The following is a 15,288-nucleotide window of genomic DNA, read 5'->3' on the forward strand; positions in this document are numbered from 1 at the left end:
TCGAAACACCCAAGATAAACCTAACTAATAGATCCGTATCCTTATTTGGCTGCGGAAAAATAGCAGCTAAATGAGAAGCCCTCATACTATCTAACACGCTATTTTTCCTCAGTTTATTCAACAACTGGAGAGTTATTATGCGTCACTCAGTATATTTAAAATTAGCAACAGTCCTTATCCGTGCAGACCTTCGTCGTGAAGAGCGTGAATGGCAACGAAAAGTCCGTCGTAGTTCATATGATCTACCATGGAACAATACTCACTTATTAAGAGATATTGGTCTTGAAGCTGACGGTCGACCTCTTGGTTTTTCTGAGCCAGAAGTCGTCACTATTGAACGTCGAGTACGTCACCTTCGTCGTGTTCTAAGTGCTCGAATACCGACGTAATCTGCGGGGTTGATAGCACCTTTCAACCCCTTAGATAAGTCACAGGGATAGTTATGGCGTCGAAAGTGTAAGCTTTTGAACTAGAACTGACCAAAAAAGAGAAGCTTTTGCTTCTCTTTTTTGGTTTTTTAATCGAGAAAAATCAACACGCCCTAGTAAAGAAATAGAGTTCTACTAAGCTTTAGAGAGCAAGGGAGGCTGGCTATGCAAAAGCATCAATTAGACATGTGGTTACATGGAGAGCACAAAGACTCTTATCAAACACCCAAAGTGTACGTTATTGGTTGTTCTGATATCTCAGAGTATCTATTGGCGGTGGAGTATAAACACAAGCTAGAACCGGTAAAGCAAGATGGCGAGCCGCTTCACTTTGGATCCTTGGATCAAGTGAAAGAGGAGTTACTCCGGCTCGGCTTTGAAAAGGCCTACCTTCGCTTGCACAACGCGTATGACGAGTTTGGTAATGAACCAAGCCAAAGCTACTGCGACATTGAACTGGCGCTCAAACCTCATTAGAACTCGTTTTTTAGTACCGACGGTTTATAACATATTGATCATCAGATCTTTGAGGCGTGTTAAAACGACCTATGCGTAATGTGTTGTCAGCAATTTGTGGGTGAATTGAGTTCGTAGATAGAAACCACGTGGTTTAGTTTTGATTGGTTTTCCACTTGCACCGTAAGCTTCTGTTAACACTCGACTGTTGGCGGCTTTTGGACGTAAATGCAGTGCTTCACCGTGTCTTGCTGTTATCTGCTCAACATTGCCTAAAACAATCAACTCCATCAGCTCTTCCCAATCTCTTTTCAAGAGTTCGTCTTCAGCTTGGCTAGGCGTCCATAATAAAGGGGAGCCTACATGCCTCTCAGCTAGCGGGATCTCTCTTTCCCCCTCGACAGGGATCCACAACACTTTAGATAACTTGTTTCGAACGTGGCTGGTTTCCCAAGTTATGCCTTGCACGCCCATCAAAGGCGCAACACACACAAAGGTGGTTTCGAGTGGCTTGCCAGAGTAGCCAATCGGAATGCTTTTTAGCTCGATCCCGAGCTTGGCAAAATCTTGTTCTGGCTTGCTGCCTGCAGGTGCACCCAAGTGCCACTCCAATAGCTGCCCAACCCAGCCTTTATCACGCTTAAGGTCATTTGGCATCACCATCTCGGCTTCATCAGCAAGCTCTTTAAAGGTCATTCCGGCGATAGTATATGCGCGCTCTAACAGCTCTTGTTGTGTTTGTGGTTCTGGTTTCATAATAAAAGGCATGATCAAAAAAACGATTTTATCAGAAGTTATCACCAAATGACGACTGGTTAAGAAATGATCTCCTTGCGATGAAGGGATCAAAATCAGGGTTATCCACAGGACATAAAGGTAATTAATTGAAATATTAATTTAGTGGATAAATAAACAGGGGTTTATGGTGGATAAAATGCTTGCCAAATGGGGTTCAAAATGAATCTTTCACTTGGTAGTGTGGATAAACATCGGAGTGGTTGATCTTTAACCATGTCAGATTTCTGAAAGATCTTTTACATTGCTAATGTTTTTTAAAACCAAAATAATATTTTAATTGATTGATTTATATGAAAATAAAATGAATTTAATTGATTTGTCGTTTTTGGTGTTGATGAATCTATGGATTAAAAAAAACGATTGCGGGTAATTCTTCACATAGTTATTCACAGAAAAGGTGAATAAATGTGGTCTATGTCTCACTATTGTGTGGGTAACTAGAACTTGAGCAAAACTTATCCATATTCCTAGTTATTATTCATAAATATAGCGCTTATCACGTCACTAAGTTTGCTCCGATTGGGGATATGTGGAAAAATCAGAGTAATTAAAAATTTAGATAGAGGTTGGCCAGTGATAGATGGCGATGGTTACCGATTAAATGTTGGTATTGTAATCTGTAACAACCATGGTCAGGTCTTCTGGGCTAAACGATACGGGCAACATTCATGGCAATTCCCTCAAGGGGGAATAGATGAAGGTGAGACTCCGGAACAAGCAATGTACCGCGAGTTGTATGAAGAGGTTGGCCTTACCAAAAAGGATGTAAAGATCGTCGCGACAAGTCGTCATTGGTTACGCTACAAGCTACCCAAACGACTGGTTCGGTGGGATTCTAAACCTGTCTGTATTGGACAAAAACAGAAGTGGTTCCTTTTGCGCTTAGATTGCGATGAATCGCATATCAATATGCAGCGTGGAAGTACACCTGAGTTTGATGGTTGGCGTTGGGTGAGTTACTGGTACCCAGTTCGACAAGTTGTTTCTTTCAAGCGAGATGTGTACCGTCGAGCGATGAAAGAGTTCGCATCTTTAGCAATGCCGTTTAAAGAGCGAAAAATAAAAGGAAAGCGCAAATTGCGTAGAGGTTAAGCATGCTCAGTCAACTAAGGGAAATAGTTGAACACGTATCAAGAGTTGAAGATGTGTCGACGGCTCTTGATATTTTGGTTAAAGAGACATGCAGTGCGATGCAGACGGAATGTTGCACCGTGTATTTGGCAAATAATGATATGCAGCGCCTTGAGTTGATGGCAACTCAAGGCCTGATCTTCAAAGGTAATAGCATTCACATTGGTTTTGACGAAGGTCTGGTTGGCCTTGTTAAAAGAAGTGCTGAACCTATCAACCTTGCACAAGCGTCCGCTCACCCTGCTTATAAGTTTTTTCCAGAGCTTGGAGAAAACGTCTATCACTCTTTTCTCGGAACTCCGATTATCCACCGCAAGCAAGTGCTTGGTGTATTGGTTATTCAACAGAAGACCCCTCGTTTATTCAGTGAGATGGAAGAATCTTTCCTTGTCACGCTCTCAGCACAACTTGCCGTTATTGTGGCGCACGCCCAAACTCAAGGTCATTGGCTGTTAGAGCAACAGAAACTACCTGCGACTAAAGGTATTGCAGCTTCATCGGGTGTGGCGATTGGTGATTTGTGGTGGGACAATACTCAGCCTGAACTCACCGATGTTTATCCTGCTTCGACGCTCAATGTAGAGAGAGAGCATGAGCTGTTGGCGGTAGCGGTTGAAAACGCCCTCAATGACTTTAAGCGCATGCGAAAGCGCTTAGATAGCGAAATCAATAAAGATGCGTTGGCGATCTTTGACCTGTTTACTCACTTACTCAACGATCCTATGTTGCGTAAGGATCTGAAGAGTCAAATTCAGAAGGGCGATAAAGCCGATTGGGCATTAAGACAGGTTGTTGAGAGCTATTCGAATCGCTTTGCTCGTATGTCAGATGTGTATCTTCGTGAGAGAGCGCAAGACATCCGAGAGCTCGGACAAAGGCTGCTCTATTTCCTCCATAACTCTGAACATGAACTCCGCACCTTAGATAAGCCGATTATTCTAGTGGTTCGTGAGTTAACCGCTTCGGTATTAGCGTCTATTCCCAAAGAAAAGCTCTTGGCGGTTATTTCTTTGGAAGGGGCGGCGAACTCGCACGCAGCGATTTTATCTCGAGCGCTTGGCATACCTTCAGTCATGGGGGTAAATCTCAACCTAGCTCAAGCTAATGGTAAGCGAGCGATTGTTGATGGGTATAGCGGTGAGATCTTTATTGAGCCGACTAAAAGCCTGCTCAAAGAGTATCGAGGGCTGATTCTGGAAGAGAGTGAGCTCTCCTCTATGGTTAATCGCGAGCTGTACCTTCCGGCAAAAACCCAAGACGACAAGCAAGTCGAGATCCTGCTTAATGCGGGCTTGAGTGCAGACACTAACATCGCTATCAACCAAGGCGTTGATGGAGTAGGGCTGTATCGAACTGAAATCTCTTTCTTGTTGCAGCAAAGATTCCCGTCAGAGGATGAACAATTCAAGCAGTATCGTTCTGTGCTGGCAAGTTACCCAGAGAAACAAGTGGTGATGCGTACACTCGATATCGGTGGTGATAAGGCCTTACCTTATTTTCCTATCGAAGAGGACAATCCATTCCTTGGTTGGCGTGGTATTCGTTTTACGCTCGATCATCCTGACATCTTTATTATTCAGTTACGTGCCATGCTACGTGCGAGTTGTGAAAGCCATAATTTGAGTATTTTGCTGCCGATGATCTCAGGTGCTCAGGAATTGGATGACGCGCTACAGCTGATTGAACAAGCGTATGACGAAGTGCATGAGCTTGATAACCGAGTGCGTATGCCTCGCGTTGGTATCATGATTGAAGTGCCGTCCATGCTGTACATATTGCCGTTGATTGCGCATAAGGTCGACTTCGTTTCAGTCGGTACTAACGACTTAACCCAATATTTATTAGCGGTTGATCGGAACAATTCACGAGTATCCGATGTCTATGAATCAATGCACCCTGCGGTGATCATGGCATTAAAACAAATTCATGATACTTGTAAGCAATATCAATTACCTGTGTGTATTTGTGGCGAGTTAGCCGGTGACCCGATGGGCGCGCTGCTATTGATTGGATTGGGGTATGAGACGTTAAGTATGAATACCTCGAATGTCGCAAGAACCAAATATTTGATTCGTCAATCGAACTTGGCTGAATTACAGGATTTGGCAAATAAGGCACTTTCAAAACCGTATGGTAGTGACATCTATAGTATGATGCTGAACTATTTCGAAGAGCGTGAGTTTACAGGCTTCATTCGAGCAGGTAAAAAATAGGATTTAACGTGTCATATGAACTGATAGGTTTGCTAGCAGGCCTTGGTGCTATTGTTGGTGTTTTAGCTGGCTTGCTAGGCATTGGTGGTGGTTTGCTGGTGGTTCCTGCCTTACTGTTTTTGCTTCCTAAAGCGGGTATCCCTCAAGAGTTTGCAATGCAAATGGCATTGGCTACTTCGCTATCAACCATCATTGTTACGTCGGGATCGTCTGCGATTAACCATTTAAAGTTGGGTAACGTAGAGATGTTTGTCGTTAAGTGGTTAATGCCAGGTGTCGTTATAGGTGGCTTCCTCGGTTCTTTCGTGGCCGATGTGATTCCAGCTCAATACCTACCAAAAGTCTTTGGTGTGATTGTATTGGTATTGGCGTTGCAAATGTTGTTGTCGATTCGCTCTAAGAGCCAAAAGTCGATGCCGGGTTCAGCTAAAACCGTGTTGTGTGGTGGTGGGATTGGTTTGGTATCAAGCTTAGCGGGTATTGGCGGTGGGTCTTTATCGGTACCTTTCCTTAACCATCACGGTGTGGAAATGCGTAAAGCCGTCGGCTCATCTTCGGTATGCGGTTGTGTTATCGCGATTTCGGGAATGCTAGGGTTCATTTGGCATGGATCTTCTGTCGATGATCTTCCTACGTATAGCTTAGGTTACGTTTATCTGCCGGCTTTGATCGCGATATCTTGTACCTCAGTTTTGACCACTCGAGTAGGTGCGAAACTGGCCACTCAATTGCCAACCCCTGTGCTGAAGAAATTCTTTGCGGTATTTTTAATGTTTATAGCAGCCACAATGCTGCTGTAGTGTCTTTTTCTGTTAGCCATTGAGCTAACCGTTAATCAATTTAGATAGAGAGCCAAGTATGTCTCAGGGTTTTATCGAATTCCCAAATATCGATCCTGTTCTTATTGAACTAGGACCAATCTCAGTTCGTTGGTACGGCCTAATGTACCTTGTCGGTTTTATGTTTGCTCTTTGGCTAGCAAATCGCCGAGCTGATCAACCGGGCAGCGGTTGGACTCGTGAGCAAGTGTCTGACTTATTGTTCGCTGGCTTTCTAGGTGTGGTGCTGGGTGGTCGTATTGGCTACGTACTGTTCTACAACTTTGACCTTTTCTTAGCGGATCCACTTTACCTATTTAAGGTATGGACTGGCGGTATGTCTTTCCACGGCGGCTTGCTTGGTGTTATTACCGCAATGTTCTGGTATGCGAAAAAGAATGGTCGCACTTTCTTTGGCGTCGCAGACATGATTGCACCATTGGTACCCTTTGGTTTAGGTATGGGCCGTTTAGGTAACTTCATGAACAGTGAACTATGGGGCCGTGTTACGGATGTACCATGGGCTATCGTATTCCCGAATGGCGGTCCACTTCCTCGTCACCCATCTCAGCTTTATGAAATGGCGCTTGAAGGTATTGTGCTGTTCTTCATCTTGAACTGGTTTATCAAAAAGCCGCGTCCTCTTGGTTCTGTATCTGGGTTATTCCTTGCAGGATATGGTACATTCCGCTTCTTAGTCGAATACGTACGTGAACCAGATGCACATCTAGGCTTGTTCGGCGGCTTTATCTCTATGGGACAAATCCTGTCATTGCCAATGGTTATCATCGGTGCGCTGATGATGGTTTGGGCATACAAGCGTGGTCACTACAAAGACGAATTACCACAACAGACGAAGTAAGGAATTGGTGTGAAACAGTATTTAGATCTCTGTCAGCGTATCGTTGATAACGGTACTTGGATTGAAAATGAACGCACGGGCAAGCGCTGCCTAACCGTGATCAATGCTGACCTTGAATATGATGTTGGTAACAACCAGTTCCCACTTGTCACAACGCGTAAGAGCTTTTGGAAAGCGGCAGTTGCTGAACTGCTTGGCTACATCCGTGGTTACGATAATGCTGAAGATTTTCGTAAGCTAGGGACTAAAACTTGGGATGCGAACTCGAACCTGAACGAAGCATGGCTGAATAATCCTTACCGCAAGGGTGAAGATGACATGGGCCGTGTTTATGGCGTTCAAGGACGTGCATGGGCAAAACCTGACGGCGGTCATATCGACCAACTGAAGAAGATTGTTGATGATTTGACGAACGGTATTGATGACCGTGGTGAGATCTTAAACTTCTACAACCCAGGCGAGTTCCATATGGGATGCTTGCGTCCGTGTATGTACAGCCACCATTTCTCTCTACTTGGTGACACTCTGTACCTAAACAGTACTCAGCGCTCTTGTGATGTACCACTAGGCCTGAACTTCAACATGGTTCAAGTGTACGTGTTCCTAGCGATCATGGCACAAATCACCGGTAAAAAAGCAGGTGTTGCTTACCACAAGCTAGTTAATGCTCATATCTATGAAGATCAACTGGCGCCAATGCGTGATATTCAGCTGAAGCGTGAGCCTTTAGCGGGCCCTACGTTCCACATCAACCCTGAGATTAAGTCTCTTGAGGATTTAGAAACTTGGGTAACGATGGATGACTTCTGGGTTGAAGGTTACGAGTGCCACGAAGCGATTAAGTACCCATTCTCGGTTTAATTGAATCTGTTTTGTTTGATTGAAAGGCTGCCACTGTGCAGCCTTTTTTATTTGTGATGCTTGGCTTGCTTACCATTTATAAAACCAATAACCTTGTGGGGTCTTTTCTAACTACAGAACTGCTATGACTCGCTCGCATTGCTTTGTATTGCAACATGACTTCCCTATTTCATTTTACCCTGATAAGAATCAGTTGGTGATTGATGATGAGGCGATTCATCTAGAGCCATTGCAAGCTAAATTGCTGAGCTATTTCATTGAGAATCGTGGGCGAGTGGTGAGTACGCAGCAGATTGCCGCGGATGTGTGGCAAAGAACTCAAGTGTCTGACAACTTGGTCAGACAGGTCATCAGCTTACTGCGCAGTCAGCTTCAGGATAAGTCACGCCCATATCAGATTATTCAGACCATTCCTAAGCAAGGTTACCTGTTCGATGTTGAGGTGACTCAGCCGAGCATCGAACCAACTCCCGTCGAGGACGTCTCTCAGCTTGAACCTAAGGCCCTTGTCGCTAAGTCGAAAAAGAAAACCATCGCCCTGATTACAACAGCGGTATTCTCTGTTGGCTTAATAGCTACCTGGGCGTGGCAACTCGATGTCCCAACTAATGACACCACTGTTATTTCTGCTAATCAAAATGATGTAATTCCTGTTTATATCCATGATATAACACTCGATTCTACGAACGATTATGAGATGTCGGAGAGTGTGTATAACTATCTTTTCTATGGGCTGAACTCAGCTAAAAACCTATCGGGTTACCACTTTTCTCAGCTATCTAAACAAGGTAAGCAATCACTGGCCAACAATGGTATCGAACTCAAAGGTTGGCTCAAGCAAAAGGGTGGAGAGTATGTACTGAGCGTGCTTGTACAAAACAACCGCCAGCCCAATCAAAGTCAGAAAGTGGAAAAGCGCTTCAGCCAAGGTAATTTCTTCGATGCCATTGGGGATGTGATTCTCGAGATCAAAGCCATTATTGCTCCTATGAGCTCAGAATACGGCGTGGCAAGTCATCGAGTGACCTCTATTGATAATTACGAGGATTGGAGTGTTATTTCTGAGGGGATATCACTGTTTTACCAAGGCAAAGGTGGTCAGCCATTTGAAAACATAGCGGTTCAGTTGGATATGATTCAACAGCAAGGGCGAGATAATTATTTGGTCAATGCTTTACTGTCGTATTCCGAGTCTTTGGCCTATTTGCAAAACAGTGAGCAAGAAGATCGCGAACGTGCTCTACAACTGGCAAAGCAAGCCTTTGAGATGAACCCACGTTGTGATATTGCCAATCTGACCCTAGGGCTTGCATTGTTAATTAACCAACATGCCAATCAAGCTTTTCCTTACCTTTCTTATGCAGCTGAAAGTACGCCGAGCCCAATCAGCTTCTATCTACTGAGTGTTGCTGACAAGCTTTCGGATAATCCAAAAGGCTCGCAATACAACTATCAGCGCTACACCGAAGTGAAAAAAGAGCATGACGGTCAACTCTTTGATCTTATTGAATCTTTATAAAAAACAAACCTTTCCTAAATGCCTAATATCCCTTCTAAGTGAAGGTGTGAGTGAGCGCTGATAGTTCCGGTATTCCCGCAAGGTTTCCCTGTGCCGACAGGCTTCTTAACATGTTTGATTATTGTTTGGACTCAGGCTCGATTGCCTTGCATCAAGCGTAAAAACACCTAATTCCACATACTGGTCACCAAATAATTCACTATTTGGGGTACATACATGTTGAAGAAGTTTGCTTTTCAGATCATACCGATTCAGATCTTTTTATTCGTCTTTTGGTTCAAAAATGGCTTTATCGATAAAGTGATGGGCGTACTACTTGGCTTCATTTCGCCGGATACCGCATATGCGGGAGACACCTGGGCTGGTTGGAAAGGCTATATTGTAGGCACTTGGGATAAGAGCCAAGTCGGTCATGCTTTACTTAGCCCAACGTTCGACTTTATGTTTCCGATTCTGATTGCGTTGCAATGTGTTCCATTTTTACTGGTTATTCGCTCTGTATTTGCAGGTGAGTTCATGGTCGGGAAAGACCGTCCGTGGTTACTTTATGCTGCATTTTCTTCTTTGTTTGTGACTGCTTGTATGGCTTTCACTCAAACCATCACTGGCGCAAGCGATGGACAGTATCTATGGCAATTTATCGGTTTTGGCATGGTTGCGATCATGTACCTGCGTAATGAGCAGGGTAAGTAGGGTAGCTAGATACGAGTGCACGAGATGCGAGATACGAAGATCTAAGAATAGAAACGAGTAAATGAGATTAGGAATACGAAAAACATACCTAGGTTTGAGTCGGCGATATACCAAGTACGACTATCACAGTTCGTGTTTTTCGTTACTCGCTTACCCGTATCTCTAATCTGCTTCTGGCCCTTCGCTACTCGCATCCGCTGTGCAGAAAAGAAAAAGCCCACAACCTAGGTTGCGGGCTTTGCTATAAGCGATGTTTGTTTTGCTATTAAGCAGTCAGAGCTAACACTGTACCAGGCAGTACAAGGAATACCGCAACAAGGTAGCCTGCTACTACAGATTTGTTCTTCACAGCCATATCCGAAATCATGTCAGCCGCTTTAACTGGAAGTTCACGTAGGAACGGGATTCCGAAGATGAATACCGTTGCCATGATGTTGAACACCAAGTGTACTAGAGCAATTTGTAGTGCGAATACTGCGAACTCACCAGATACTGCTGTTGCTGCAAGTAGAGCGGTAATACATGTACCGATGTTTGCTCCCAGAGTGAATGGGTAAACGTCACGTACTTTAAGAACACCTGAACCTACTAGCGGAACCATCAAGCTTGTTGTCGTAGAAGAAGACTGAACAAGGATAGTAACGATAGAGCCAGAAGCGATACCGTGGATAGGGCCACGACCGATTGCGTTCTTTAGAATCTCACGAGCACGACCAACCATTAGGCTCTTCATTAGCTTACCCATTACTGTGATGGCTACGAAGATAGTCGCAATACCTAGAACGATAAGCATGATGCCGCCAACAGTGTCGCCAAATGTTGATAGAGGCTCTTTAATCGCACTGACTACTGGCTTAGTGATTGGCTTGATGAAGTTAAGACCCCCCATGCTCATATCACCTGTTGCTAGCATTGGTGATACTAACCAGTGAGAAATCTTCTCTAGAATACCAAACGCCATCTCTAGTGGTAAGAAGATAGCCACAGCTAATAGGTTAAAGAAGTCGTGAATTGTCGCACTTGCGAATGCACGCTTGAACTCTTCTTTACAACGAACGTGACCAAGGCTAACTAGCGTATTGGTTACCGTAGTACCAATGTTCGCACCCATGATCATTGGGATTGCTAGCTCAACAGGTAAACCACCTGCCACAAGGCCAACGATAATTGAAGTAACTGTACTAGATGACTGAATCAGCGCTGTTGCTACTAAACCAATCATTAAGCCTGCAACTGGGTGTGAAGCAAATTCAAAAAGAACCTTTGCTTGCTCGCCTGTTGCCCATTTGAAGCCTGTACCAACCATTGAAACTGAAAGTAATAGTAGGTAAAGCATGAATGCCAAGTTAGCCCAGCGTAGCCAACGAGTAGTGCTCGAGATAGGCGCTGCTGCAGTAGTAGCTTGGTTCATAATGTATTCTCCATTGGACCGTTTAAGTCTGTGTTTGGTCTGTTTGTTTAATCTGAGCGTGATGTTAGAGAACAAATATTTCAGTAATATTACATTTTGGTTTAGGTTGGTTTTTTTTGTGATAATTTACTGTTTAAATATTTTGACAGTAAATACTGCCATTTTAACTAATTGTTTTTGTTGGATTTTATGTGGTTTGTAACTTGGTGATGTAGATCTTGAAAGTTGGAGAAAAATTGAAAATATTCACTGAAATATTACATTATGAAATCAGACACTTCGTAAAAATAGGTAGTAATACTTAGTTAGGTTTGGTTTTTCCGAGTTTATTGAGTGGCGGTGTCATATTTGATATAAAAGGCTATCTACTCTTTTATTACGGCACATCTATGTCGCACCTCAACTATAACCATCTGTATTACTTCTGGATGGTTTGCAAGCAAGGCTCAGTTACTAAAGCTGCAGAAGCCCTATTCTTAACACCACAAACGGTAACGGGGCAGATAAAAGCCTTAGAAGAGCGCATGGATGGCAAGTTGACCAAGCGTAATGGCCGCAGTGTTGAGCCTACAGAGCTTGGACAGCTGGTCTTTAAATATGCCGATCGTATGTTTGGCCTGAGTTACGAGATGCTGGATATCGTGAATTACAGCCAGCACTCCAATATTTTGTTTGATGTTGGCGTTGCAGATGCACTCTCTAAAAGGCTCGTCAGTAAGATACTGATGTCGACCATTCCCCCTGATAACAGCATTCATTTACGCTGTTTTGAATCGACCCATGAAATGTTACTTGAGCAACTTTCACAACATAAACTCGATATGATCTTGTCTGACTGTCCGGTGGACTCTAGTCAAAGCCCGGGTCTGTTTAGTAAAAAATTGGGTGAGAGTGGAATGAGCTTTTTTAGTTCAGGTCAGGTTGAAGGTGTTAACTTCCCCGCAGTATTAGAACAAAGAAAGCTTTTGATCCCAGGAAGCCGAACTTCGATGGGACGTAAAGTACTGCAATGGTTCGATAGACAAGGACTTAAACCTGATATTTTGGGAGAGTTTGATGACGCGGCATTGATGAAGGCTTTTGCTCGTTATCACGATGACGCAATATTCTTAGCGCCGACGCTTTATATGTCTGAAGTTGAGGAAGATACGTCACTGCAATTATTGTGTGGTATTGAAGAGTTAAAGGAGGAGTACTACGTCATATTTGCTGAGAGGATGATCCAACATCCAGCAGTAAAAAACGTATGCGACGCAGATTTTAGCAAATTGTTCGAGTGAGGCGGTTTGTTAATGAATTGATATCGATTATCATAACGCCACCATATGCCGGAAATACTGATAGCCCGTAGTTGGCGTAAAGGTTGTAGGGAGCCAAACTATGAACTTAAAAGAGATGGAGAAGAACTCAGCGCAAGCTGTGATTCTACTCAAAGCCATGGCCAACGAGCGTCGCTTACAGATCTTGTGCCTATTACATGGTACTGAGCTGTCGGTTGGGGAGTTGTGTGGCAAGTTGGAACTGAGTCAGTCTGCTTTATCTCAACATCTTGCTTGGTTGAGAAGAGATGGTTTGGTCGAAACTCGCAAAGAAGCTCAAACCGTGTATTACACATTGAGCAGCGAAGAAGTCAAAGCGATGATTAATCTACTGCATGGTATTTACTGTAAGTAGCTAATTGCTGGTGGGAGGGGGATTTCTTATCAGCGATGGAATGACACAAGGAAGTGTCAGTATTTCATGTCGAACGTTAAAATCTATCTATCTATCTATCTATCTATCTATCTATCTATCTATCTATCTATCTATCTATCTATCTACGTACCAATTTGCTTCTCTCTTTATTTTCCTGATTGTTTTTTATCTATCTGCTTAATTGTCTATCGGTAAGTAAAATTGCTGTTAGCACGTAAAAAAAAGCGTTATTCAAAATTTAGATATAAAAAAACCGGCCTAGGCCGGTTTTTTTCGTTTTGCGTTGTAATCAAATTTCTATTAAAGAGCTTTGATTGCAGCAGCGAAACGAGACTTATGACGTGCAGCTTTATTCTTATGAATAAGGCCTTTAGTCGCCATACGGTCAAGAAGTGGTGTAACTTCTACAAGAGCAGCAGTTGCAGCTTCTTTATCACCAGCTGCAATAGCTGCGATAGTCTTTTTCATGTAAGTGCGCATCATAGAACGACGGCTAGCATTGTGCTGGCGACGTTTCTCAGCTTGGATAGCGCGCTTCTTAGCAGATTTACTGTTTGCCAAGGGTCTAACTCCCAAAAACTTAGTTCGGTGACAATTTAAGGGCGAGGACTATCCCTCATTAGCGCTTAATTGTCAAATGATTTGTGCAAAAACCAATCGTAGCCAAACAAACTTTGGTATGGAAAGGTCATCGCGGTTAAGATGGCGGGGATTCTAACAGCATTTTTAGACCAATGCTAATAAATATGCTTCTTAGGATAGGATAGTATTTATCCTCGCTTGAAAGTAATCAACCAGTGTCAGAGGTTTCTGTGAGTAAACGACTATTAAAGTCAGGCCTGATTGTCAGTGCAATGACTTTTGTTTCCCGTGTGTTGGGGCTAGTACGTGATGTAGTAGTAGCAAATTTGATGGGGGCTGGAGCGAGTGCTGATGTATTCTTCTTCGCTAATAAAATTCCTAATTTCTTACGTCGACTTTTTGCAGAAGGTGCGTTTTCTCAAGCGTTTGTTCCTGTATTAACGGAATATCACGCAGCAGGTGATAAAGATAAGACTCGAGATTTAATTGCCAAAGTATCGGGTACGCTCGGAGTTTTAGTGTCTATCGTCACCGTTATCGGGGTATTGGGCTCTGGCGTGATCACCGCGATGTTTGGTGCGGGTTGGTTTATCGACTGGCTAAATGATGGCCCATCAGCGCCAAAATTTGAGCTAGCGAGCTTTATGCTCAAGATTACCTTTCCTTATTTGTGGTTTATCACCTTCGTAGCTTTATCTGGGGCCATTCTTAATACATTAGGTAAGTTTGCGGTCTCTTCTTTTACTCCAGTGTTCTTGAACGTGATGATCATTGCTTGTGCTTGGTTTCTTGCTCCTAATTTAGAACAACCTGAAATTGGTTTATCCATCGGCGTTTTTCTTGGAGGCTTAGTTCAATTCCTGTTCCAAATGCCTTTCCTGATTAAAGCGGGTGTATTGGTTAAGCCTAAATGGGGGTGGAGAGATCCGGGCGTCGTTAAGATCCGCACATTAATGATCCCAGCTCTGTTTGGTGTGTCTGTTAGTCAAATTAACTTGTTGTTTGATACTTTCATTGCCAGTTTCCTAGCGACGGGCTCTATCAGTTGGTTGTATTACTCAGACCGCTTGCTTGAATTCCCATTAGGTTTATTTGGTATCGCGATTGCGACCGTGATTCTTCCTGCTTTGTCTCGTAAACACGTAGACGCTCAAGGGGAAGGGTTCGCACATACCATGGACTGGGGTGTGCGCATGGTTTTGCTGCTTGGTATTCCTGCGATGTTAGGTCTTATCGTTTTAGCTAAACCAATGCTGATGGTGCTATTCATGCGCGGTGAGTTTTCTCCACATGATGTACAGCAGGCATCGATGTCATTAGTAGCTTACGCGTCAGGCTTGCTTAACTTCATGTTGATTAAAGTTTTAGCCCCGGGCTATTACTCTCGCCAAGATACCAAAACACCGGTTAAGTACGGCATTATCGCAATGGTGACCAATATGGTGTTTAACGCGATCTTTGCTTATTTCTATGGTTATGTGGGTTTGGCTATTGCGACGGCGCTGTCTGCCTTTGTGAATATGGCACTGCTATATCGCGGCTTACACCTTGCTGGCGTCTACAAACTAACAAAGACGACTTTGTTGTTCTGCGCGAAGTTAATTGTCTCTGGCGGTGTGATGGTTGCGGCTATTTTGTGGCAGCTAGATAATATGCAACAGTGGCTTGAATGGAGCTTTAGTCAGAGAGCGCTGATGCTAACAGGCTTGATTGGACTTGGTGGCTTTGTTTATATTGTTTCGGTACTGGTTTTAGGTATCCGAGTAAAACATTTAAAAGCAGCGACAGATTAATACTGATTAGTATATAATCCGTCGGTTT

At 43.6% G+C, this 15,288-nt stretch carries 15 protein-coding genes; 12 read left to right on the top strand and 3 right to left on the bottom strand.

Going from position 1 to position 15,288, the window contains the following annotated elements:
- Window positions 1-137: 137 nt before the first annotated feature.
- Window positions 138-389: a DUF1127 domain-containing protein gene (locus FTW16_RS07155; RefSeq protein ID WP_146490554.1), complete on the top strand. Its 252-nt coding sequence runs from the start codon at window positions 138-140 to the stop codon at window positions 387-389.
- A 204-nt stretch (window positions 390-593) separates the two neighbouring features.
- Window positions 594-905, top strand: coding sequence for a DUF6482 family protein (locus tag FTW16_RS07160; protein WP_004735016.1), 312 nt, complete (start codon window positions 594-596; stop codon window positions 903-905).
- A 69-nt stretch (window positions 906-974) separates the two neighbouring features.
- Here FTW16_RS07160 and mutH read toward each other — a convergent pair whose 3' ends face one another.
- The gene (mutH, locus tag FTW16_RS07165) at window positions 975-1,640 is read right to left on the bottom strand and encodes a DNA mismatch repair endonuclease MutH (protein ID WP_146490555.1); all 666 of its coding nucleotides are present in this window, start codon (window positions 1,638-1,640) and stop codon (window positions 975-977) included.
- Window positions 1,641-2,255: 615 nt separating this feature from the next.
- On the opposite strand from mutH, the gene rppH reads away from it, so the two are divergent.
- From rppH to FTW16_RS07200, 7 genes are all read left to right on the top strand, one after another.
- Window positions 2,256-2,774, top strand: a complete 519-nt coding sequence (rppH, locus tag FTW16_RS07170) for an RNA pyrophosphohydrolase (protein WP_017059335.1) — start codon at window positions 2,256-2,258, stop codon at window positions 2,772-2,774.
- Window positions 2,775-2,776: 2 nt separating this feature from the next.
- A complete protein-coding gene (gene ptsP, locus FTW16_RS07175) occupies window positions 2,777-5,026 on the top strand; it encodes a phosphoenolpyruvate--protein phosphotransferase (RefSeq protein ID WP_048615014.1) in 2,250 nt (749 codons plus the stop codon).
- Window positions 5,027-5,034: 8 nt separating this feature from the next.
- The gene (locus FTW16_RS07180) at window positions 5,035-5,826 is read left to right on the top strand and encodes a sulfite exporter TauE/SafE family protein (protein WP_146490556.1); all 792 of its coding nucleotides are present in this window, start codon (window positions 5,035-5,037) and stop codon (window positions 5,824-5,826) included.
- 58 nt (window positions 5,827-5,884) lie between these two features.
- Window positions 5,885-6,706, top strand: coding sequence for a prolipoprotein diacylglyceryl transferase (lgt, locus tag FTW16_RS07185; RefSeq protein ID WP_008221585.1), 822 nt, complete (start codon window positions 5,885-5,887; stop codon window positions 6,704-6,706).
- Between the two features lie 9 nt (window positions 6,707-6,715).
- A complete protein-coding gene (locus FTW16_RS07190; protein WP_102425317.1) occupies window positions 6,716-7,567 on the top strand; it encodes a thymidylate synthase in 852 nt (283 codons plus the stop codon).
- A 124-nt stretch (window positions 7,568-7,691) separates the two neighbouring features.
- Window positions 7,692-9,086, top strand: coding sequence for a transcriptional regulator (locus FTW16_RS07195; protein WP_146490557.1), 1,395 nt, complete (start codon window positions 7,692-7,694; stop codon window positions 9,084-9,086).
- Between the two features lie 216 nt (window positions 9,087-9,302).
- Window positions 9,303-9,779 (top strand): hypothetical protein, encoded by a 477-nt coding sequence (locus FTW16_RS07200; protein ID WP_146490558.1) that lies wholly within the window; start codon window positions 9,303-9,305, stop codon window positions 9,777-9,779.
- A gap of 265 nt (window positions 9,780-10,044) precedes the next feature.
- Here FTW16_RS07200 and FTW16_RS07205 read toward each other — a convergent pair whose 3' ends face one another.
- The gene (locus FTW16_RS07205; protein WP_048662115.1) at window positions 10,045-11,190 is read right to left on the bottom strand and encodes a Na/Pi symporter; all 1,146 of its coding nucleotides are present in this window, start codon (window positions 11,188-11,190) and stop codon (window positions 10,045-10,047) included.
- Between the two features lie 389 nt (window positions 11,191-11,579).
- On the opposite strand from FTW16_RS07205, the gene nhaR reads away from it, so the two are divergent.
- Window positions 11,580-12,470 (top strand): transcriptional activator NhaR, encoded by an 891-nt coding sequence (nhaR, locus tag FTW16_RS07210; protein WP_146490559.1) that lies wholly within the window; start codon window positions 11,580-11,582, stop codon window positions 12,468-12,470.
- A gap of 100 nt (window positions 12,471-12,570) precedes the next feature.
- Complete coding sequence (locus FTW16_RS07215) at window positions 12,571-12,864, top strand: ArsR/SmtB family transcription factor (protein WP_004735028.1); 294 nt, start codon at window positions 12,571-12,573, stop codon at window positions 12,862-12,864.
- Between the two features lie 321 nt (window positions 12,865-13,185).
- Here the strand turns inward: FTW16_RS07215 and rpsT are convergent, their stop codons facing one another.
- Entirely contained in the window at window positions 13,186-13,446 is a 261-nt protein-coding gene (rpsT, locus tag FTW16_RS07220; RefSeq protein ID WP_004739529.1) for a 30S ribosomal protein S20, read from the bottom strand.
- 251 nt (window positions 13,447-13,697) lie between these two features.
- Here rpsT and murJ point away from each other — a divergent pair, with 251 nt between their 5' ends.
- Complete coding sequence (murJ, locus tag FTW16_RS07225) at window positions 13,698-15,260, top strand: murein biosynthesis integral membrane protein MurJ (RefSeq protein ID WP_146490560.1); 1,563 nt, start codon at window positions 13,698-13,700, stop codon at window positions 15,258-15,260.
- Window positions 15,261-15,288 lie beyond the last annotated feature (28 nt).

This window comes from Vibrio sp. T20 (genome assembly GCF_007858795.1).
In the GTDB taxonomy this organism is placed as follows: Bacteria; Pseudomonadota; Gammaproteobacteria; order Enterobacterales; family Vibrionaceae; genus Vibrio; species Vibrio satsumensis.